Here is a 19,286-nt window from a genome sequence, read left to right as displayed (position 1 = left end):
CGACCGCACGTGAGCGACGGACGGCGGCGCCCCGCGCGGGGCGCCGCCGTTCCGTTCGGGTTCCGCGCCCCGCCGGGCGGTCAGGCCGTCAGGCCGTCAGGCCGTCAGGCCGTCAGGCCGTCAGGCCGTCAGGCCGTCAGGCCGTCAGGCCGTCAGGCCGTCAGGCCGTCAGGCCGTCAGGAGGAGACGGCGGCCGAAGTCCGCACCGGGCGGCAGCTGGCGGCGGACGAGGTCGAGCGCCCCGTCGAAGTCGCCTCCTGCGACGCACGCCTCGAAGGCGGCTCCGCCGTAGTGCAGGGTCAGGCTGAGGTCCGCGCGCTCACCGAGCGTCAGCAGGCAGGCGAGGGTGGCCTGCTGGGCGACGCCGTCCAGGAGGACGGGGAGCGGCAGGTCCCACTCCAGGACGCAGCCGGTGAGGGCGTGCCCGCTCAGGCCGGCCGCGCCCTCGCCGGCGGCGGTCAGCACGGCGAAGCTCTCGCCGGTGTACTCGACCCCCCTGATCCGGGTGGCGACGTGCCGCCCGTCGGCCGTGATGACGATCGCTTCCGCGCCGCTGCGGTCCCGGTACCAGCCGGTCCAGACTTCTGTCGACTCCGATGACATGCGCGGACTGTAGCGGTATGACCGGCTCCGGCGCGCGGCCGGTCACCCGGTGGCCGGACTTCTCCCGATCTCGCCGTTCTTGCCGGTCACGTGCGTGCTCGCGGCTTCCGCACCCTCGTACAGCTCGCACTCGGGGTTGCGGCAGGGCTGCACTTCCCACTCCGGCACCCAGGCCCCGAGGACCTTGTGCCGGGTGGCCATGACCGCACGTCGACGGCCGCAGGCCGGGCACTTCGGCTCGGCGAGGGGGTCCCGCGTCGTATGAGGCACCTCGTCACCCATGCCTCCAGGGTAGGACGGCACGCCGGACGGCGCGTCCCGGCGGGGCGGGCGCCGTCGCGGGCCGGACGGAGCGCTACCGCTTCCTGGTGTACGTCCGGACGAGCACGCCGTTGTCGAAGGCGCGGACCTCGCCCAGTTCGAAGTCGCGGGGTTCGAAGCCGGCGCCGAACATCGGCATGCCGGTGCCGTAGACCTGCGGGTAGGTCTTGATGACCAGCTCGTCGATCTCCTCGATGAGCTCGCCGGCGATGGTCGAGCCGCCGCAGAGGTAGATGTCGAGGGGGCTGTCCTCGGCCTTGAGCTCGCGGACGCGGCCGACGAGGTCGTCGGCGATCAGCTCGACGCCGGGGTGGGGCGACTCGGCCGTCGAGCGGGTGGCCACGTACTCGCGCAGGTGGCCGTACGGGCTGGTGACGCCGATGTCCAGGGCGAGTCGGTACGACCCCATCCCCTGCACGATCGTGTCGAAGTGCCTGTTCTCGCCGTCGATGCCGAGCACCTCCCGGACCTGTGTCGGGATGGCCTCGGGGTACTCGGTCCCCATCCACTCCATGTACGGGCCGTCGGCGTACTTGAACATCGACGTGGCGTCGCCCTCGGGGTCGCCGATGAAGCCGTCGATGGTGCAGGCGATGTAGTACGTGAGCTTGCGCAAACCGGTCCTCTTCGTCGGATGGCGTGGCCGCGACCGCAACCACGACAGTTATAGTGCTTCACCTGTAGTGGTTACGCAAGCCCTATGTTCGACGAGAACGTGCCCAGCCCGAAAGGAGCCCGACGTGGCGAGGAACCCCGAACGTCGTGCCGCACTGCTCGACGCCGCCATCGAGGTACTGGCGGACGAAGGCGCCCGCGGGCTGACCTTCCGGGCGGTCGACGCCCGGGCCGGGGTCCCCACGGGCACCTCGTCCAACTACTTCAACGACCGGGACCAGCTGCTCTCCCAGGTGGGCGACCGGATCTTCGTCCGGCTGACCCCGGCCCCGGACGCCCTGGAGACCGCCATGCTGCCGACGCCGGGCCGGCAACTCGTCCTGGAACTGATGCGCTGGGTCGCCCGGCGCCTGGCGGCCGAGCGCACCTGCTACCTCGGGCTCTTCGAGCTCCGGCTCGAAGCCGTCCGCCGCCCCGAACTGCGGACCCAGCTCACCAAGGTGCTCCGCTCCGACCTGGACGAGAACATCCGCGGACACCTCGCCGCCGGGATGCCCGGGGACGCGGACACGGTCCGGCTGCTCTACTTCGCCCTCACCGGACTCCTGCTCGACCACTTCACGGTCCCCGAGCTGCACGGCGACCGGGCTCTCGACGACCTGATCGAGACCGTGGTCGCCCGGATCGTCCCGGAGGCCTGACCGGCCGCGGCCGCCGCGTGCGCCGTACGACGAACCCCGCCGAGGCCCGACCGGCCGCGGCCCGGATCGGCGCGTGCGCCGTACGACCGACTCCGCCGAGGCCCGGCCGGCCGCGGCCCGATCAGCGCGTGCGCCGGGTGACGAACTCCGCGAGGGCGAGCAGGTCTCCCGCGGCCGCCAGGTCCGGGACCGCCTGGGCCAGGTACTCGACGGCGCGGCCCATGCGTTCGGCCGCCTGGGCCTGGGCCCAGTCGCGTCCGCCGGCCCGCTCCACCGCGTCCGCCGCCGCCCGTACCGCGGCCGCGTCGAGGGTCGGACGGGAGTACAGCTCGGCCAGCTCGTCGCCGGCCGGGGTGCCCGAGGTCAGCGCCGCCACGACGGGCAGCGACTTCTTGTGGGCGGCCAGATCGGCGCCGGCCGGCTTGCCCGTACGGTCCGGGTCGCCCCAGATGCCGATGAGGTCGTCGATCAGCTGGAAGGCGAGCCCCGCCTCCCGGCCGAAGGCGTCCATCGCCGCGACCTCCTCCTCGCCCGCGCCCGCGTAGAGCGCGCCGAGGGCGCAGGAGCAGCCGAGCAGGGCTCCGGTCTTGGCGGCGGCCATGGCCAGGCACTCATCGAGGGAGATCTCGCGGGGGCCGCGCTGCTCGAAGGCGCAGTCGGCCTGCTGGCCGGCGCAGAGTTCGATGATGCAGGCGGCGAGCCGTGCGGACGCCGCCGCGGAGGCGGGGTGCGGGTCCTCGGCGAGCAGCCGCAGGGCCAGCGCGCTCATCGCGTCCCCGGCCATGAGGGCGTCCGGGATCCCGAAGACGGTCCAGGCGGTGGGGCGGTGCCGGCGGGTGGGGTCCTCGTCGACGATGTCGTCGTGGAGCAGGGTGAAGTTGTGCGCGAGCTCGACCGCGGCCGCGGCCTTCACGGCCTGGGCCGTCTCGGCGCCGAGGGCGCGCGCGGCCGCGAGGACGAGCGCGGGCCGGATGGCCTTGCCCGCCTGCCCCGCGTCCGGGGTGCCGTCGGCCCGCTCCCAGCCGAAGTGGTACATGGCCACACGGCGTATGGAGCCCGGCAGGGACTCGACGGTGGAGCGCAGTTGGGGATGGACAGCGGTGCGCGTCTGGTCCAGGAGCCGCACGGCCCCCTGACCGTCGGTGACGGCATCCGCGCTGGTCATGGTCACGGTCTCTTCCTTCGCATCCTGCGCGGCGGCGGGCCCGGTGACGCCCGGGGGCGGGAGGGTTCGGTCCCCGCCCCCGGGCGTCGCCAACTCAGCGCCAGCGGCTGACCTCGACGTTCTCCAGGACCCCGAGCGCGTCCGGGACGAGGACCGCCGCCGAGTAGTAGGCCGTGACCAGGTACGAGATGATCGCCTGCTCGTCGATGCCCATGAAGCGGACGGAGAGGCTGGGCTCGATCTCGTCGGGCAGGCCGGTCTGGTGCAGGCCGATCACGCCCTGGTCGGCCTCGCCGGTACGCATGCAGATGATCGAGGTCGTACGGGCGTCGGAGACCGGGATCTTGTTGCACGGGTAGATCGGGACGCCGCGCCAGGTCGGGATGCGGTTGCCGTTGACGTCGATGGTCTCCGGCACCAGGCCGCGCTTGTTGAGCTCGCGGCCGAAGGCGGCGATGGCGCGCGGGTGGGCGAGGAAGAGCTTGGAGCCCCGCCGGCGGGAGAGGAGCTCGTCCATGTCGTCCGGGCTGGGGACGCCGTCGTGCGGCTGGATCCGCTGCCCGTAGTCGCAGTTGGAGAGGAGGCCGAACTCCTTGTTGTTGACGAGCTCGTACTCCTGGCGCTCGCGGAGGGCCTCGACCGTCAGCCGCAACTGCTGCTCGGTCTGGTTCATCGGCTGGTTGTAGAGGTCGGCGACGCGGCTGTGGACCTTCAGCACGGTCTGGGCGACGCTCAGTTCGTACTCGCGGGGCGAGGCGTCGTAGTCGACGTACGTGTGCGGGACGACGGCCTCGCCGACGTGGCCGGCGGAGAGGTCGATGGCGGCCTCGCCGTAGTTGTTGGTGCGCTGGTCGGGCAGGGCGGCGACGGTCGCGAGGTGGGCGGCGAGGGAGACGGCCCGGTCGGCGAGGTTGCGCACGTCGCCCCGGGTGAGCTCCAGGACCGTGCAGGACGTGGCGGCCCGGGCGGTCCACTCCCAGCTGGCGTCCTCGCGGACCAGCGAGGCCTCGCCGAGGTAGGCGCCGTCGGCGAGGACGCCGAGGACGGCCTCGTCGCCGTAGGGCCCCTCGCCGATCTGCTCGATCCGGCCGTGCGCGAGGAGGAGCACGCGGTCGGCGGGGGTGCCGGCGGTGGCGATGATCTCGCCCGCCGCGTACTCCCGCTGGGTGCAGCGGGCCGCCAGTTCGGTGAGGGCTTCCTCGTCCTCGTAGCCGCGCAGGGCCGGGAGTTCGCCGAGCTCGGCCGGGATGACGGCGACCCGCTCCCCGGTCTGCACGAAGGTGACCCGGCCGTCACCCACGGAGTAGCTGAGCCTCCGGTTCACCCGGTACGTGCCGCCCTGCACCTGGACCCACGGCAGCGCGCGCAGGAGCCACCGGGAGGTGATCTCCTGCATCTGCGGGGCCGACTTGGTGGTCGTGGCGAGGTTCCGCGCGGCGGCGGTGCCGAGACTCTGCTGCGGCGCCTGCTGCTCCGCGCGGACGTCGTCGCCAACCGAACCAACGGACATGGAACTCCCTCTCGTATGACTGAGTTGCGAGACGAAGCCTTTCAGCACGGAGCGTGTCGGCGCCATTACACATTCGGGTGGGACTGTTCGACGATCTTCGGGGAATGTCACCTGATTTCCATCCGAACAGCGCAGCCCCACGGGCCCCTTGACGCCCTGTCCGGATCGGCTCGCACACGGTCCGAACGGATGGCAGCGGAGGGCCGGACTCCGGTACTCCGGAGGTTCACGTCCCCAGAAGGGAGTCCGCCATGGCCTCACCCATGACCGCGACCAGGTTCCTCGGCGCGCTGCGCAACGAGGGCCTGACGGTCGTCAAGGTCGGCGACTGGTCCACCCACAACCGCAACCACAAGGGCCCCTGGGGCCCGGTGCACGGGGTGATGATCCACCACACCGTGACCCGGGGCACCGCCGCGACCGTACGGATCTGCCGGGACGGCCACAAGGCCCTGCCGGGACCGCTCTGCCACGGCGTCATCGCCAAGGACGGCACGGTCCACCTCGTCGGCTACGGGCGCGCCAACCACGCGGGGCTCGGCGACGACGAGGTGCTCCGGGCGGTCATCGCCGAGCGCCGGCTCCCGCCGGACGACGAGGCCACCACGGACGGCAACCGCCACTTCTACGGCTTCGAGTGCGAGAACCTCGGGGACGGCGAGGACCCGTGGCCCAAGGTCCAGCTGGAGGCCATCGCGAAGGCGGCGGCCGCCGTGTGCCGGGCGCACGGCTGGACGCACCGCTCGGTGATCGGGCACCTGGAGTGGCAGCCGGGGAAGGTCGACCCGCGCGGCTTCACCATGGCCTCGATGCGGGAGCGGGTCGCCGACCTGCTGCGCTGACCGCGGAGCGGACGGCGAGAATGGCCGGGTGAACGCGTTCGACCTCTCCCGCCTGCGGCCCCGGCTCCCCTCGCCCCTGGAGCCGGTGGAGGACGAGCGCTTCACCCGGCGCGGGCTGACGCTGCTGCTCAAGCGGGACGACCTCATCCACCCCGACCTGCCGGGCAACAAGTGGCGCAAGCTCGCTCTCAACCTGCGCGCGGCGGACGGGCGGCCCGTGCTCACCTTCGGCGGCGCGTACTCCAACCACCTGCGGGCGACGGCCGCCGCCGGCCGGCTGCTCGGCTTCCCCACGGTCGGGATCGTGCGGGGCGACGAGCTGGCCGGGCGCGCGCTCAACCCGTCGCTCGCGCGCTGCGCGGCGGACGGGATGCGGCTGGAGTTCGTGGACCGGACCACGTACCGCGCGAAGAACGACCCGGCCACGCTCGCGAAGCTCCTGGAGCGGGCCCCCGCGGGCGCGTACGTGGTCCCGGAGGGCGGCAGCAACGAACGCGCCGTCCAGGGGTGCGAGGCGCTGGGGCGGGAGCTCTCCGGTCTGGCGGACACGGTCGCGGTCGCCTGCGGCACGGGCGGCACCCTGGCGGGGCTCGCGGCCGGGCTCGCCCCGGGGCAGCGGGCGCTGGGCGTCCCCGTCCTGAAGGGCGGCTTCCTCGGCGGGGAGGTGCGGGCCCTCCAGGCGGCGGCGTTCGGCGGCCCACGCGGCGACTGGGCCCTCGACGACCGCTTCCACTGCGGGGGCTACGCGCGCACGTCCCCCGCCCTGGAGGCCTTCGCACAGGACTTCGAGGCGCGGCACGGACTCGCCATCGAGCGGCTGTATGTCGCCAAAATGCTGTACGGCCTCGTCACCCTCGCAGAAGAGGGCGCCTTCCCGCCGGGCAGCCGCCTCGCGGCGGTGGTGACGGGAGCACCCTAGGCGGCGGCGACGGGAGCGCACCCGGCGGGCGACGGACGGGGGCTCCCCGTCGGCCGCGGGCGGACCGCGGCGGACGGGGGCTCTCCGGGGATGCCTAGTCGGTCTCCCGGTAGGCGGCCGCCTCCTCCAGGTCGAGGCGGCGGAGGAGGGTCCGCATCATCTCGTCGTCGATCCGGCGCGCGTCGCGCAGCTGGACGAAGACCTCGCGCTCGGCGTCGATCATCTCGCGCGACAGCCGCCGGTAGGTGTCGTCCACGGTCTCGCCGGTGACCTCGTTGACGGCGCCGAGCCGCTCCCACACGGCGTTGCGGCGCCGCTCCAGGACGGTGCGCAGCCGGTCGGCGAGGGGCGCAGGCAGGGCGTTGCGCTCGTCGGTGAGGAGCGCGTCGAGACGCTCCTCCGCCGCGCGCGAGGCCTCGCTCTGGGCCTGCGCCTCGGCCAGCGTCTCGGCGTACGCGTCCCGTCCGGGAAGGCGCAGGAGGCGGATGAGCGGCGGCAGGGTGAGGCCCTGCACCACCAGCGTGCCGATGACGGTGGTGAAGGTGAGGAAGAGGACGAGGTTGCGGGCGGGGAACTCCACGCCGTCGGTGACGACGGGGATGGAGAACGCGATGGCGAGGGAGACCACTCCGCGCATGCCGGCCCAGCCGACGACGAGGGGTGCCTTCCAGTCGACCCCCGGTTCGCGCTCCCGGACCTTCCCCGAGACCCACCGGGGCAGGAAGGTCGCCGGATAGACCCAGACGAACCGGACGAGCACCACGGCGACGAAGACCCCGACGGCGTACCAGGCCGCCTCGCCGATCCCGTACTGCCCGAGGCCCTGGACGACGTAGGGCAGTTGGAGGCCGATCAGGGCGAAGACGGCGGACTCGAGCACGAAGGCGACCATCTTCCAGACGGCCTCCTCCTGGAGCCGGGTGGCGAAGTCGACCTGGTACGCCCGGTGGCCGAGGAAGAGGCCGACCACGACGACGGCGAGGACGCCGGAGGCGCCGACCTCCTCGGCCGCCGCGTAGGCGACGAAGGGGATGAGGAGGGAGAGGGTGTTCTGGAGGAGGGCCTCGCCCAGGCGGCAGCGGAGCCAGTGGATGGGGACCATGAGGACGAGGCCGACGCTGATGCCGCCGATCGCCGCGAGCGCGAACTCCCCGAGGCCGCCGGCCCAGCTGATGCCCTCGCCGACGGCCGCCGCGAGGGCCACCTTGTACGCGGTGATCGCGGTGGCGTCGTTCACCAGGGACTCGCCCTGCAGGATGGTGGTGATCCGGTGGGGCAGGCCGAGCCTGCGGGCGATGGCGGTGGCGGCCACCGCGTCCGGCGGGGCGATCACCGCGCCCAGCACCAGCGCCGCGGTCAGCGGCAGGTCGGGCACGAGGACGTACGCGAGCCAGCCCACGGCCACGGTGGCGAAGAGGACGTATCCGACGGAGAGCAGGGCGACCGGCCGGATGTTGGCCCGCAGGTCGAGGTACGAGGAGTCGAGGGCGGCCGTGTAGAGGAGCGGCGGCAGGATCAGCGGCAGCACGATGTGCGGGTCGAGCGTGTAGTCCGGCACCCCCGGGACGTACGCGGCGGCGAGGCCGGCGGCGACCAGGAGCAGCGGCGCGGGTACGGGCGTCCTGCGGGCGAACCCCGCGATGGCGGCGCTCGCCGCCACCAGTGCCACCAGCTGCAGTGCGTCCATGCCCGTCCCCGATTCGTGCCGCCACGTAACCTGGCCATCATGAGCGAGTGCCCGCACGTAGCCGAAATGCCGCGCCCCGAACCGGCGCCGCTGGCCGACACCTGCCCCGAGTGCCTGGCGGACGGCACGCACCCGGTCCAGCTGCGGCTCTGCCTGAGCTGCGGCCACGTGGGCTGCTGCGACTCCTCGGCGGGGCGGCACGCGACGGGGCACTACTCCTCGACCGGCCACCCGGTGATGCGGACCTTCGAGCCGGGCGAGGCCTGGCGCTGGTGCTTCGTGGACGGGTCGATCGTCTGAAGACCGGTCGCCGCGGTCCGGTGCCGGCCGTCCCACCGCCGGGCCGTCCCGGCAGTCCGCCCGCCCGCCGGGACGGTTCGGCCCCGGTCCTGCCGTCGCCTGGCCGTCCCGGCCGTACGCCCTCGGACACGGTTCGGTGCGGACGCGGTTCGACCGCCTCGGGGTTGGGTACGTCCTCCCTCCGCCGGTCGCTCGTTTTCGGCCCCCGCAGACCTCTGCCCACCGTCCGCGCCCATGGGCCTACCATGGGTGACGAGCGTGATCGGGGGCCGGGGGGCTCACGGCGACACGGCGGGACGGATCGCGATAGCGTCACGGCGGACCGCGCAGCCCCCTGCGTACCGCCCGGTCCGGGGGCTTCTCCCCCCGGACCCCGAATGAGCTTGTGCCACCTTGGAGGTGAGGGTGTCCCAGATCGCAGGCGAGCCCGGGACCCAGGACTTCGTGGAAGTCCGGCTGCCCGCTGCGGGTGCCTATCTGTCCGTGCTGCGTACGGCCACGGCCGGCCTCGCGGCGCGCTTGGACTTCACCCTCGACGAGATCGAGGACTTGCGGATCGCGGTCGACGAGGCCTGCGCCATTCTGCTCCAGCAGGCCGTGCCGGGCTCCGTCCTCAGTTGTGTCTTCCGGCTGGTCGACGACTCCCTGGACGTGACGGTGTCCGCCCCCACCACGGACGGCCGGGCACCCGAGCGGGACACCTTCGCCTGGACGGTGCTGTCGGCACTGGCCGGAAAGGTGGAGTCGTCGGTGGCCGATGACCGTACGGTCTCGATCAGCCTGTACAAACAGCGCGGCGCGGGGCCAGGCCCGGCGTGAGGAGCGGGGACGCGACGGCCGGCATCCCTGAGCAGCAGGCGCGGCCGCATGAGGTCGCTATGGAGCGGGCGGACCAGATGAGCGAGCACGAGCAGCACCACGAGGTTCCCGGGGCCCCAGGTGTCCCGGAGGCCCCCGGGACGCCCGGGGCGCCCGGCAGCGAGCAGGCCCCGAGCGGCGCGGCCGGGGTCGTGGAGACGGCCGAGCACGCCGCCGAGGCGGACAAGGCCGACGAGGCCGACGAGCTCCCGGACGCCCACGTCGTCCCCGATCCGCACGACCGGAGCGGCGCCCGCGCCCTCTTCTTCGAGCTCCGCGAGCTGCCGGAGGGCTCCCAGGAGAAGGCGGAGCTCCGCAACCGCCTGGTCCGGATGCACCTGCCGCTGGTGGAGCACCTGGCCCGGCGCTTCCGCAACCGCGGAGAGCCGCTGGACGACCTGACGCAGGTCGCGACCATCGGCCTGATCAAGTCGGTCGACCGGTTCGACCCGGACCGCGGGGTCGAGTTCTCGACGTACGCGACGCCCACGGTCGTCGGTGAGATCAAGCGGCACTTCCGCGACAAGGGCTGGGCGGTACGGGTGCCGCGCCGGCTCCAGGAACTGCGGCTGTCGCTGACCACGGCGACGGCGGAGCTGTCCCAGCAGCACGGCCGGTCACCGACCGTGCACGAGCTCGCCGAGCGGCTCGGGATCTCGGAGGAGGAGGTCCTCGAGGGCCTGGAGTCGGCGAACGCCTACTCGACGCTCTCCCTGGACGTCCCCGACACGGACGACGAGTCGCCGGCGGTGGCGGACACCCTGGGCGCGGAGGACGAGGCCCTGGAGGGGGTCGAGTACCGCGAGTCGCTCAAGCCGCTCCTGGAGGGCCTGCCGCCCCGGGAGAAGCGGATCCTGCTGCTGCGTTTCTTCGGGAACATGACCCAGTCGCAGATCGCGCAGGAGGTCGGCATCTCGCAGATGCACGTGTCCCGGCTGCTGGCCCGGACCCTGGCGCAGCTGCGGGAGAAGCTCCTGGTGGAGGAGTAGGTCAGGCTTCCCGACCGGGGCGCCGGATGCCGAGCGCCTCGGTCGTGGCCGGGTTCACCAGCAGGACGAGCCCGGTGACCGCCAGGATCCCGAGGACGGCGCCGGCCGGGATCATCGCGCTGTTCGCCTGGAGCATCTGCCAGGCGACCGGCAGCGCCAGGATCTGGGTGATGACGGCCGGACCGCGGCTCCAGGAGCGGCGCAGCCACAGCCCGCGGGCCGCGGCGAGCGGGATCAGGCCGAGTGCGACGAGCGTCACCGCGCCGGTCAGCGCCCCGGTGAGGTCGCCGGCCTTCTCGGTCAGGGCGTGCACCAGCATGTACACGCCCCCGGCGAGGAGTCCGAGGCCCTCGATGCCGGCCACGGCCGCCGCGGCGGTGAGACGGTTGGGTCGCGGGGTCTGCTCCGTGCTGCTCATGGAAGGCAGGGTAGCCGGGCGGGACGGGCCCCCGGGCGGGCCGGGTGCGGGTCGCCGGAGCACGGCTGGGCTGGGCCCGGTACCGCCGGGTAGGTACGCTGGCGGTCATGCGCGCACTTCTCGTGGTCAACCCGGCAGCCACCACCACCAGTGCCCGCACCCGTGACGTGCTCATCCACGCGCTGGCGAGCGAGATGAAGCTGGAGGCGGTCACCACCGAGTACCGCGGCCACGCGCGCGACCTGGGCAGGCGTGCCGCCGACACGGGCAACATCGACCTGGTCGTGGCCCTCGGCGGCGACGGCACGGTGAACGAGGTGGTGAACGGGCTGCTGCACGACGGGCCCGACCCCGACCGGCTGCCGGGCCTCGCGGTGGTCCCGGGCGGCTCGACCAACGTCTTCGCCCGCGCGCTCGGTCTGCCGAACGACGCCGTGGAGGCGACCGGCGCCCTGCTCGACGCGCTGCGCGAGCGCCGGGCACGCACCGTGAGCCTCGGTCTCGCCTCGGGGACGCCGGGCACCGAGGACGAGGCGGTGCCGTCCCGCTGGTTCACCTTCTGCGCCGGTCTCGGATTCGACGCGGGCGTCGTCGGCCGGGTCGAACAGCAGCGGGAGCGCGGGAAGAGATCCACCCACGCCCTCTATCTGCGCCAGGTGGCGCGCCAGTTCCTGGAGGACCCGCACCGCCGGCACGGGACGATCACCCTGGAACGCCCCGGGGCCGAGCCGGTCGAGGACCTGGTCCTCTCCATAATCTGCAACACCTCCCCCTGGACCTACCTGGGCAATCGCCCGGTGTACGCGTCCCCGGAGGCTTCCTTCGAGACAGCCCTCGACGTGCTCGGACTGAGCCGTCTCTCCACTCCGGCGGTGGCCCGGTACGCCACCCAGCTGCTCACCTCGACCCCCGAGCGGGGCCCGCGGGGCAAGCACGCCGTGACTCTGCACGACCTGACCGACTTCACCTTGCATTCGAAGGTCCCCCTCCCTCTGCAGATGGACGGAGACCACCTGGGACTGCGTACGAGCGTGACGTTCACAGGCGTACGCCGTGCACTGCGTGTGATTGTGTGAGCGGAAGGGCCCAAAGTCCTTTCACTCGAACGTTTAGGCGCGCATCCACCCCTTAGAAGTACGGCTGTGACCTAGCCGACACCGAGGAATCAAAAAAAACTTTCCGGAAGGGGTTGTATCCGTTGCCGGGGTTTGGGAGTCTCTTCTTGGCGATCGGGACGGCCCGCAACACCGGCCTCCACTGAGAGCCAGAACCCCTCCTCAGTAATCAGGACCACACCAGTTCACCTGGCAGTCGGCCCTTCCCTTGCGGGGGGATTCGTGAAAGCGTTCACATTCACAAGCAACTGGCACGTAACACTGAGAGAGGTAGCAGCCATGGACTGGCGTCACAACGCCGTTTGTCGTGAGGAAGACCCCGAGCTGTTCTTCCCCATCGGCAACACCGGTCCTGCGCTGCTGCAGATCGAGGAAGCCAAGGCCGTCTGCCGCCGCTGCCCCGTCATGGAGCAGTGCCTGCAGTGGGCGCTCGAGTCCGGCCAGGACTCCGGCGTCTGGGGTGGCCTCAGCGAGGACGAGCGCCGCGCGATGAAGCGCCGTGCCGCTCGCAACCGGGCGCGTAACGCCAGCGCCTGACGACCACCGACAGCCTGAGGCCGGCGGCGCACACATCGCGTGTGCAATCACCGCCCTTGAGCCGCAGCGCGCAGCAGTAACCCACAGCATTCGAGCCCCGGCCGATCCCTTCGGTCGGGGCTCGCTGCTGTGTCCGCGCGCCGGTTCCGGGGCCGCCCCTCCCGAAGCCGCTCCTTCGGTGGCCGCCTCTTCGGCGGAAACCGGTTCCGCGGACGCCACTTCTGCGGAAACCGGTTCCGAGGACGCTACTTCTGCGGCTGCACGGGAACGTCGAGGACCACCTTCGTGCCGCGTTCGGCGCCCGGGAGCATGTCGAAGGAACCGCCCAACTCCCCTTCCACCAGGGTTCGTACGATCTGCAGGCCGAGGTTGCCGGCCCGCTGCGGGTCGAAGCCGTCGGGCAGACCGCAGCCGTCGTCCTGGACGGTGATCAGGAGCCGGGCGTCGGCCCTGGGCTCGCCGCGCACGGCGGTGACCTCGACGGTGCCCTGCTCGCCCTGCGCGAAGGCGTGTTCCAGCGCGTTCTGCAGGATCTCGGTCAGGACCATGGAGAGCGGGGTCGCGACCTCGGCGTCGAGGATGCCGAAGCGGCCGGAGCGCCGGCAGGTCACCTTGCCCGGAGAGATCTCGGCGACCATCGCGATCACCCGGTCGGCGATCTCGTCGAACTCCACCCGCTCGTCCAGGTTCTGGGACAGCGTCTCGTGGACGATGGCGATCGAACCGACGCGCCGCACGGCCTCGTTGAGGGCCTCACGGCCGCGGTCGGAGTCCATCCGGCGGGACTGGAGGCGCAGCAGGGCGGCCACCGTCTGGAGGTTGTTCTTCACCCGGTGGTGGATCTCCCGGATGGTGGCGTCCTTGGTGATCAACTCGCGCTCGCGGCGACGCAGTTCGGTGACGTCACGGAGCAGCACGAGCGAACCGATGCGCGTGCCCTTGGGCTTCAGGGGGATGGCCCGCAGCTGGATGACCCCGCCGTTGCCCTCGACCTCGAACTCGCGCGGCGCGTAGCCGGAGGCGAGGGTGACCAGGGCCTCGTCCACCGGCCCGCGGGAGGGGGCGAGTTCGGCGGTGATCTGGCCGAGGTGCTGGCCGACGAGGTCGGCGGCGAGGCCGAGGCGGTGGTACGCGGAGAGGGCGTTGGGCGACGCGTACTGGACGACGCCCTCCGCGTCGAGGCGGACGAGTCCGTCGCCGGCCCGGGGCGAGGAGTCCATGTCGACCTGCTCGCCCGGGAAGGGGAAGGTCCCGGCCGCGATCATCTGGGCGAGGTCGGAGGCCGACTGGAGGTAGGTGAGCTCCAGCCGGGAGGGGGTCCGGACGGTCAGCAGGTTGGTGTTGCGGGCGATGACGCCGAGGACCCGGCCCTCGCGGCGCACGGGGATGGACTCGACCCGCACCGGGACCTCCTCGCGCCACTCGGGGTCGCCCTCGCGGACGATCCGGCCCTCGTCGAGCGCGGCGTCGAGCAGCGGACGGCGGCCGCGCGGCACCAGATGGCCGACCATGTCGTCCTGGTAGGAGGTGGGGCCGGTGTTCGGCCGCATCTGGGCGACGGAGACGTACCGCGTGCCGTCGAGGGTCGGGACCCAGAGGACGAGGTCGGCGAAGGAGAGGTCGGAGAGCAGCTGCCACTCCGACACCAGCAGGTGGAGCCACTCGAGGTCGGAGTCGCTCAGGGCGGTGTGCTGGCGCACGAGGTCGTTCATGGAGGGCACGATGCGAGCGTACCCGCGGAATTCAGGGGCGGTGAACCTGGATCTCCGGGGCTCCGTGTTGGAGGATGGGCCCGGAAGCACCGCGTTCGCATGGATGGACAGACAAGAATGGTCTAGTCCACAATGAACGCAACCAAGCCTCCATCCTCCCCGCACAGGAGGATGGAACGAGGTACCCGACGCTCTCTGCCCTGACTGCGTCGAGACCTCCCACAACGGCCGAGGGACCGCACACCCCCGGCCGGGCAACTCCGGGCTGCGGTGCCGGACGGGCTGAGGGTCCCGTCAGGCGCCGCGGCCCGCGGGTGTTTCCGGGGCCGTTCCGAGGCCCCCTTTCCCTCTCACTCCCCCGCCGTCGCCGGGCAGGTGCGTGTGGCCGCTTCCCTGCAGGGGCAGGCCGCGACCTCCCCGGCCGTCACGCCGTCACGCCGTCACGCCATCACGCTGTCGCGCCGTCGCGCCTTCGCGGGCCCTCAGGGGAAGGCCGGACCGGCGTTCGGGGGGCCACGGCGGCGCGTTTCCGATGGGACGGGAGGGCTTCGAGTGGCTGGGGTGTCGGGTGCGGTCGACGATGGAGGCGATGGCCGTCCGTGGGGTGGAACGGCATGAGGAGAAGGCCTCTCCTCTGCTAGATTTGGCCTTTGATTGGTCTATACCACATGGCCCCTCACCGGCCCCTCACCAGATCGGCAGGCACAGCGTGGAAGTTGTCATCGTCAAGGACGCCAAGGCGGGCGGCGAGCTCATCGCGGACGGCATCGCCGACCTCCTGCGCCGCAAGCCCGACGCGCTGCTCGGCGTGGCGACGGGTTCGACTCCGATCCCGATCTACGACGCCCTCGTCGCCCAGGTCACGGCCGGTTCCGTGGACGCCTCGCGGGCCCGGATCGCCCAGCTGGACGAGTACGTCGGCCTGCCCGCCGGTCACCCGGAGTCGTACCGCTCCACCGTGCTCCGCCAGGTCGTCGAGCCGCTCGGCCTCTCCCAGGACGCCTTCATGGGCCCCGACGGCTCCGCCGAGGACGTCCAGGCGGCCTGCGAGGCCTACGACGAGGCGCTGGCCCAGGCCGGCGGTGTGGACCTGCAGATCCTCGGGATCGGCACCGACGGGCACATCGGCTTCAACGAGCCGTGCTCCTCGCTCGCCTCCCGCACCCGGATCAAGACGCTCACCGAGCAGACCCGGGTGGACAACGCGCGCTTCTTCGGCGACGACATCGAGCAGGTGCCGCACCACGTCATCACCCAGGGCATCGGCACCATCCTGGAGGCCCGTCACCTGGTGCTGCTCGCCACCGGCGAGGGCAAGGCCGAGGCCGTGGCGCAGACCGTCGAGGGCCCGGTGTCGGCGCTGGTGCCGGCCTCCGCGCTCCAGCTCCACCCGCACGCCACGGTCGTCGTCGACGAGGCCGCCGCGTCCAAGCTGAAGCTCGCGGAGTACTTCCGCCAGACGTTCGCCGCCAAGCCCGCCTGGCAGGGCATCTGAACCGCCCGCTCTCCCGGTCGCACCAAGGGGCCTGGCACCTTCTCAGGTGCCGGGCCCCTTCGCGTACGGGAGCCGGAGCCGTCAGGCGCCGGTGCCCACGACGGCCTCGGCGGCCGCGCGACCGCAGACCCGGGCCGCTCCGTGCGTGGCGATGTGCAGCGCGCCGCGGGGCTCCGCCTCGTTGAGGCCCATCTCGACCACGACGCTGTCGGGGCGGGCCGCGAGGAGGCGGTCCAGGGCCGCGGTCATCCACGGGTACCGGTGGACGTCCCGGACGACCGCCACGATCCGCCGCTCCCCCGCGGCCGCGAGGACCTCGTCCACGGCGGAGGACTCGTCGTACGATCCGGTCTCCGTGCCGGGCAGCAGGCGCTCCAGCTCCGCGGCGATGCCCCACGGCGTCTCGTCGCCGACCGCGAAGTTCGCGACGGGCGTGAAGGAGGCCACGAAGGGAGCGCTGGTCATCGGCGTGTGAGGCCGCTCCCCCCGGGTCACCCTGAGGGCCCGGCGGGCCGCGACGAGTCCGATGTCGGTGCCGGGCGCGGTCCCCTCCTGCACTGCCGCGCCCGACACCGTCCCAGCCCCGCCCCTGGCCCGGTGCGCCTGGGTCCAGGCCGCCAGGGCGCGCACGCGCGCCGCGGCGTCGGCCAGCCGCTCCTCGGGCAGTTCACCGGTCCGTACCGCGCCGACCAGCGCGTCGCGCAGCCGCAGCACGGTGTCCTCGTCGCACAGCCCGCCGCCGACGCAGATGGCGTCGGCGCCCGCGGCGATCGCGAGGACGGATCCGCGCTCGATGCCGTACGTCGCCGCGACGGCCTGCATCTCCATGCCGTCGGTGACGATCAGCCCCTCGAAGCCCAGCTCCTGGCGCAGCAGACCGGTGAGGATCTGCGGGCTCAGGGTGGCCGGACGGTGAGGGTCGAGCGCGGACAGCAGGATATGCGCGCTCATGACCGCTTTGGTACCCGCGGCGATGGCGGCGCGGAAAGGTACCAGCTCACGGGTGTGCAGTGTGGCGAGGTCCACATCGATCCGGGGCAGCGCGTCGTGGGAGTCCACGTTGGTGTCGCCGTGTCCGGGGAAGTGCTTCGTGCAGGCCGCGACCCCGACGCCCTGGAGGCCGTCGACGTACGCCACCGTGTGCCGGGCGACCAGGTCCGGGTCCGGCCCGAAGGACCGGACGCCGATGACCGGGTTCTCGACGTTGGAGTTGACGTCGGCCGACGGCGCCCAGTTCAGGTCGACGCCGCACCGGGCGAGCCTGCGGCCCAGCTCGCGGGCGACGGCCCGGGTGAGCTCGACGTCGTCGACGCTGCCCAGGGCGTAGTTGCCGGGGAAGGAGGAGCCCTCCTTGACCTCCAGGCGGGTCACGTCCCCGCCCTCCTCGTCGATGGCGACGAGGACGTCGTCCCGCTCGGCCCTCAGCTGCGCGGTGAGCGCGGCGAGCTGGCCGGGAGTGACGATGTTCCGGCCGAAGAGGCCGACCGACGACAGGCCCTCGCCGATGCGGCGGAGCAGCCAGTCGGGGGCGGTGGTGCCGACGAAGCCGGGCTGGAGGACCGTGAGCGCGTCACGCGTCAGGGTGTCCGAGCCGTGTACGAGAGTGGTCATGGGGCTCGGTTATCCCTTCACCGCGCCGGCGGTCAGGCCGGCGGCCATCTTGCGCTGGACGAGCAGGAAGAGGATCACGATGGGGACGGCCATCATGGTGGAGCCGGCCATCATCGGGGCGTACTCGGTGCCGTTCTTGGTGATGAAGTTGCTGAGCCAGACGGTGGCCGTCTGGTTCTGCTGGCTCATCAGCATGAGGGCGTAGAGGTACTCGTTCCACGCCTGGATGAAGCCGTAGACGGAGGTGGCGACCATGCCGGGCGCGAGCAGCGGGAAGACGACCCGGACGAAGGCGCCGGTGCGGGTGCAGCCGTCGACCATGGCGGCCTCCTCCAGCTCCTTCGGGATGTTGACGATGAAGCCGCGCAGCGTCCACACCGTGAAGGGGAGGATGAAGGTCAGGTAGGTGATGATCAGGCCGGTGAGCCTGTCGTACTGACCGAGGTCGTTGAGGAGCAGGAAGACCGGGATGATCATGGCGACCAGCGGGACCATCTGGACCGCGAGGATGCCGACGATCACGATCTTGCGGCCGCGGAAGGCGAAGCGGGAGATCGCGAGGGCGGCGAGCAGGCCGACCGCGATGCCGATGACGACCACGACGAGGGAGACGACGAGGCTGCGGACGACCGGGCCCCAGAAGTCCGCGATGTCGAGGGCGCGCTTGAAGTTCTCGAGCGTGAAGGTCGACGGGAAGAACTTCGGGTCGGGGTCGATCGCGTCCTTGGACGGCTTGAACGCCGTGTTGAGCATCCAGTAGACCGGGAAACCGGCCGTGGCGACGACGAGCAGGCCGAGGAGGTTCCAGCCGAGCTTGGACTTGCGGCGGTGGGTGACGGCCGGCGCCGGCGACTTGGCCGGGGCTGCCGTGGCGTTGGCGGCGCTCACTCCACATCTCCGATCTTGAGCATCTGGCGCATGTAGACGGCGACGACGCCGAGCAGCAGCAGGACCGTGACGAGCGCGATCGCGGAGCCGGTGCCGTAGTCGTTGACGACGAACGCCCGGTCGAAGGAGTACGTGGTGAGCAGCTGGAACTCGGGCTCCGGGTGGCCGTTGCGCATCACGTAGACCTGCGGGAAGACACCCATGTCCCAGATCACCGACAGCGTGGTCAGCATGACGATGATGGGCTTGAGGATGGGCAGGGTGACGAAGCGGAAGACGCCCCAGGCGCCGGCTCCGTCCAGGCGGGCGGCCTCCTCGAGCTCCTTGGGCACCTGCGTGAGGCCGGCGCTCAGGGTGATCACGACGAAGGGGACGGCGCCCCAGACGACCAGCAGCATGATGACGGCGAGGCCCTGCGGGCCGCTGGCGAACCAGTTGTGGCCGATCATGTCGACGCCGGGGATGCGGCTGAGCAGCCAGTTCAGCACGCCGTAGTCGGCGTCGAAGAGCCACTTGAAGATGGCGGTGGCGACGATGATGGGCATGCCCCAGCTCGCCACGAGCACGATGTTGATCAGCGCCTTGACCCAGCCCGAGACGCGCTGGAGCAGCAGGGCGATCATCATGCCGAGGACCATGGTGACGATCACGGCGCCGGCCGCGAAGATCACGGTGCGCAGGACGACGGCCCAGAACTCTCCGTCACCGAGGATCTTGGTGAAGTTGTCGAAGCCGGCCGACTCCGCTTCCTGGAAGCCCCACAGCTGGGGCTGGCCGAACTTCTGGAACGAGAGGGCGACCAGGCGGACCAGCGGGTAGCCCAGTACCAGGAGCAGGACGAGGAGACATGGCGCGAGCAGCAGCCATGGGACGCCTGCCCCGCCGTTCGACTTCTTGCCGGGCTTCCCCGGGACCCCGGCTGCGGAGCCGGAGGGTGGCGATTGCCGCACCGGCGGCACCTTCGCGGTGGTTGTGTCTGCGGCACTCATCCCGTGCTCCT

20 protein-coding genes are annotated in these 19,286 nt (G+C 72.0%); 9 read left to right on the top strand and 11 right to left on the bottom strand.

Features of this window, described 5'->3' with window-relative positions; translation table 11 throughout:
* Window positions 1-168: 168 nt before the first annotated feature.
* The 3 genes from AC067A_RS01400 to AC067A_RS01390 form a co-directional block, all read right to left on the bottom strand.
* Window positions 169-603 (bottom strand): DUF6304 family protein, encoded by a 435-nt coding sequence (locus tag AC067A_RS01400; protein ID WP_478612889.1) that lies wholly within the window; start codon window positions 601-603, stop codon window positions 169-171.
* A 42-nt stretch (window positions 604-645) separates the two neighbouring features.
* A complete protein-coding gene (locus tag AC067A_RS01395) occupies window positions 646-885 on the bottom strand; it encodes a hypothetical protein (protein WP_478612886.1) in 240 nt (79 codons plus the stop codon).
* A 73-nt stretch (window positions 886-958) separates the two neighbouring features.
* Window positions 959-1,540 carry a dihydrofolate reductase family protein gene (locus AC067A_RS01390; protein WP_478612883.1) on the bottom strand — a complete coding sequence of 194 codons (582 nt, stop codon included), beginning with the start codon at window positions 1,538-1,540 and terminating at the stop codon, window positions 959-961.
* A gap of 124 nt (window positions 1,541-1,664) precedes the next feature.
* Between AC067A_RS01390 and AC067A_RS01385 the strand changes: the two genes are divergently transcribed.
* Window positions 1,665-2,240 carry a TetR/AcrR family transcriptional regulator gene (locus tag AC067A_RS01385; RefSeq protein ID WP_478612880.1) on the top strand — a complete coding sequence of 192 codons (576 nt, stop codon included), beginning with the start codon at window positions 1,665-1,667 and terminating at the stop codon, window positions 2,238-2,240.
* A 121-nt stretch (window positions 2,241-2,361) separates the two neighbouring features.
* On the opposite strand, the gene AC067A_RS01380 is transcribed toward AC067A_RS01385, so the two are convergent.
* Together AC067A_RS01380 and AC067A_RS01375 are read right to left on the bottom strand one after the other, a co-directional pair.
* On the bottom strand, window positions 2,362-3,405 hold the full coding sequence (locus AC067A_RS01380) for a family 2 encapsulin nanocompartment cargo protein polyprenyl transferase (RefSeq protein WP_478613494.1): 1,044 nt from the start codon (window positions 3,403-3,405) through the stop codon (window positions 2,362-2,364).
* A gap of 94 nt (window positions 3,406-3,499) precedes the next feature.
* Window positions 3,500-4,915, bottom strand: a complete 1,416-nt coding sequence (locus tag AC067A_RS01375; protein ID WP_478612878.1) for a family 2B encapsulin nanocompartment shell protein — start codon at window positions 4,913-4,915, stop codon at window positions 3,500-3,502.
* Between the two features lie 251 nt (window positions 4,916-5,166).
* Here AC067A_RS01375 and AC067A_RS01370 point away from each other — a divergent pair, with 251 nt between their 5' ends.
* Window positions 5,167-5,757, top strand: a complete 591-nt coding sequence (locus AC067A_RS01370) for an N-acetylmuramoyl-L-alanine amidase (protein WP_478612875.1) — start codon at window positions 5,167-5,169, stop codon at window positions 5,755-5,757.
* A 28-nt stretch (window positions 5,758-5,785) separates the two neighbouring features.
* Entirely contained in the window at window positions 5,786-6,676 is an 891-nt protein-coding gene (locus AC067A_RS01365) for a 1-aminocyclopropane-1-carboxylate deaminase/D-cysteine desulfhydrase (protein ID WP_478612873.1), read from the top strand.
* A 94-nt stretch (window positions 6,677-6,770) separates the two neighbouring features.
* Here the strand turns inward: AC067A_RS01365 and AC067A_RS01360 are convergent, their stop codons facing one another.
* Window positions 6,771-8,363 (bottom strand): Na+/H+ antiporter, encoded by a 1,593-nt coding sequence (locus tag AC067A_RS01360; protein WP_478612870.1) that lies wholly within the window; start codon window positions 8,361-8,363, stop codon window positions 6,771-6,773.
* Window positions 8,364-8,402: 39 nt separating this feature from the next.
* On the opposite strand from AC067A_RS01360, the gene AC067A_RS01355 reads away from it, so the two are divergent.
* The 3 genes from AC067A_RS01355 to AC067A_RS01345 all read left to right on the top strand — a co-directional run bounded on the left by AC067A_RS01355 (window position 8,403) and on the right by AC067A_RS01345 (window position 10,510).
* Window positions 8,403-8,663 (top strand): UBP-type zinc finger domain-containing protein, encoded by a 261-nt coding sequence (locus AC067A_RS01355; protein ID WP_478612868.1) that lies wholly within the window; start codon window positions 8,403-8,405, stop codon window positions 8,661-8,663.
* Between the two features lie 405 nt (window positions 8,664-9,068).
* Window positions 9,069-9,482 (top strand): ATP-binding protein, encoded by a 414-nt coding sequence (locus tag AC067A_RS01350; protein ID WP_019889334.1) that lies wholly within the window; start codon window positions 9,069-9,071, stop codon window positions 9,480-9,482.
* A gap of 77 nt (window positions 9,483-9,559) precedes the next feature.
* Window positions 9,560-10,510, top strand: coding sequence for an RNA polymerase sigma factor SigF (locus AC067A_RS01345; protein ID WP_478612865.1), 951 nt, complete (start codon window positions 9,560-9,562; stop codon window positions 10,508-10,510).
* A gap of 1 nt (window position 10,511) precedes the next feature.
* Here the strand turns inward: AC067A_RS01345 and AC067A_RS01340 are convergent, their stop codons facing one another.
* Window positions 10,512-10,928 (bottom strand): hypothetical protein, encoded by a 417-nt coding sequence (locus AC067A_RS01340; protein WP_478612863.1) that lies wholly within the window; start codon window positions 10,926-10,928, stop codon window positions 10,512-10,514.
* A 107-nt stretch (window positions 10,929-11,035) separates the two neighbouring features.
* Between AC067A_RS01340 and AC067A_RS01335 the strand changes: the two genes are divergently transcribed.
* Both AC067A_RS01335 and AC067A_RS01330 read left to right on the top strand, forming a co-directional pair.
* Window positions 11,036-12,004 (top strand): diacylglycerol/lipid kinase family protein, encoded by a 969-nt coding sequence (locus tag AC067A_RS01335; RefSeq protein WP_478612861.1) that lies wholly within the window; start codon window positions 11,036-11,038, stop codon window positions 12,002-12,004.
* 318 nt (window positions 12,005-12,322) lie between these two features.
* Window positions 12,323-12,580 carry a WhiB family transcriptional regulator gene (locus AC067A_RS01330; RefSeq protein WP_003953983.1) on the top strand — a complete coding sequence of 86 codons (258 nt, stop codon included), beginning with the start codon at window positions 12,323-12,325 and terminating at the stop codon, window positions 12,578-12,580.
* A gap of 245 nt (window positions 12,581-12,825) precedes the next feature.
* Here the strand turns inward: AC067A_RS01330 and AC067A_RS01325 are convergent, their stop codons facing one another.
* The gene (locus tag AC067A_RS01325; protein WP_478612859.1) at window positions 12,826-14,292 is read right to left on the bottom strand and encodes a sensor histidine kinase; all 1,467 of its coding nucleotides are present in this window, start codon (window positions 14,290-14,292) and stop codon (window positions 12,826-12,828) included.
* 709 nt (window positions 14,293-15,001) lie between these two features.
* Between AC067A_RS01325 and nagB the strand changes: the two genes are divergently transcribed.
* Entirely contained in the window at window positions 15,002-15,787 is a 786-nt protein-coding gene (nagB, locus tag AC067A_RS01320) for a glucosamine-6-phosphate deaminase (protein WP_478612857.1), read from the top strand.
* Window positions 15,788-15,868: 81 nt separating this feature from the next.
* On the opposite strand, the gene AC067A_RS01315 is transcribed toward nagB, so the two are convergent.
* From AC067A_RS01315 to AC067A_RS01305, 3 genes are read right to left on the bottom strand one after another with little or no spacing between them, the layout of a single operon-like run.
* Window positions 15,869-17,398: a glycoside hydrolase family 3 protein gene (locus AC067A_RS01315; protein WP_478612855.1), complete on the bottom strand. Its 1,530-nt coding sequence runs from the start codon at window positions 17,396-17,398 to the stop codon at window positions 15,869-15,871.
* A gap of 9 nt (window positions 17,399-17,407) precedes the next feature.
* Window positions 17,408-18,286: a carbohydrate ABC transporter permease gene (locus tag AC067A_RS01310; RefSeq protein WP_478612852.1), complete on the bottom strand. Its 879-nt coding sequence runs from the start codon at window positions 18,284-18,286 to the stop codon at window positions 17,408-17,410.
* On the bottom strand, window positions 18,283-19,275 hold the full coding sequence (locus AC067A_RS01305) for a carbohydrate ABC transporter permease (protein WP_478612849.1): 993 nt from the start codon (window positions 19,273-19,275) through the stop codon (window positions 18,283-18,285). Before AC067A_RS01305 ends, AC067A_RS01310 begins: the two co-directional genes overlap by 4 nt.
* Window positions 19,276-19,286: the final 11 nt, after the last annotated feature.

This window comes from Streptomyces sp. NPDC043176 (assembly GCF_056436715.1).
Note: the sequence above shows the minus strand (reverse complement) of the source record. Positions and strands in the feature narration are given on the sequence as shown.

Bases quoted from the DNA above. Each gene is read 5' to 3' on its own strand.
- AC067A_RS01340 (WP_478612863.1), bottom strand. From the start codon at position 10,928: ATGAGCAGCACGGAGCAGACCCCGCGACCCAACCGTCTCACCGCCGCG.
- AC067A_RS01325 (WP_478612859.1), bottom strand. From the start codon at position 14,292: ATGAACGACCTCGTGCGCCAGCACACCGCCCTGAGCGACTCCGACCTC.
- AC067A_RS01395 (WP_478612886.1), bottom strand. From the start codon at position 885: ATGGGTGACGAGGTGCCTCATACGACGCGGGACCCCCTCGCCGAGCCG.
- AC067A_RS01355 (WP_478612868.1), top strand. From the start codon at position 8,403: ATGAGCGAGTGCCCGCACGTAGCCGAAATGCCGCGCCCCGAACCGGCG.
- AC067A_RS01335 (WP_478612861.1), top strand. From the start codon at position 11,036: ATGCGCGCACTTCTCGTGGTCAACCCGGCAGCCACCACCACCAGTGCC.
- AC067A_RS01315 (WP_478612855.1), bottom strand. From the start codon at position 17,398: ATGACCACTCTCGTACACGGCTCGGACACCCTGACGCGTGACGCGCTC.
- AC067A_RS01305 (WP_478612849.1), bottom strand. From the start codon at position 19,275: ATGAGTGCCGCAGACACAACCACCGCGAAGGTGCCGCCGGTGCGGCAA.
- AC067A_RS01370 (WP_478612875.1), top strand. From the start codon at position 5,167: ATGGCCTCACCCATGACCGCGACCAGGTTCCTCGGCGCGCTGCGCAAC.
- AC067A_RS01360 (WP_478612870.1), bottom strand. From the start codon at position 8,363: ATGGACGCACTGCAGCTGGTGGCACTGGTGGCGGCGAGCGCCGCCATC.
- AC067A_RS01330 (WP_003953983.1), top strand. From the start codon at position 12,323: ATGGACTGGCGTCACAACGCCGTTTGTCGTGAGGAAGACCCCGAGCTG.
- AC067A_RS01400 (WP_478612889.1), bottom strand. From the start codon at position 603: ATGTCATCGGAGTCGACAGAAGTCTGGACCGGCTGGTACCGGGACCGC.
- AC067A_RS01375 (WP_478612878.1), bottom strand. From the start codon at position 4,915: ATGTCCGTTGGTTCGGTTGGCGACGACGTCCGCGCGGAGCAGCAGGCG.
- AC067A_RS01380 (WP_478613494.1), bottom strand. From the start codon at position 3,405: ATGACCAGCGCGGATGCCGTCACCGACGGTCAGGGGGCCGTGCGGCTC.
- AC067A_RS01345 (WP_478612865.1), top strand. From the start codon at position 9,560: ATGAGCGAGCACGAGCAGCACCACGAGGTTCCCGGGGCCCCAGGTGTC.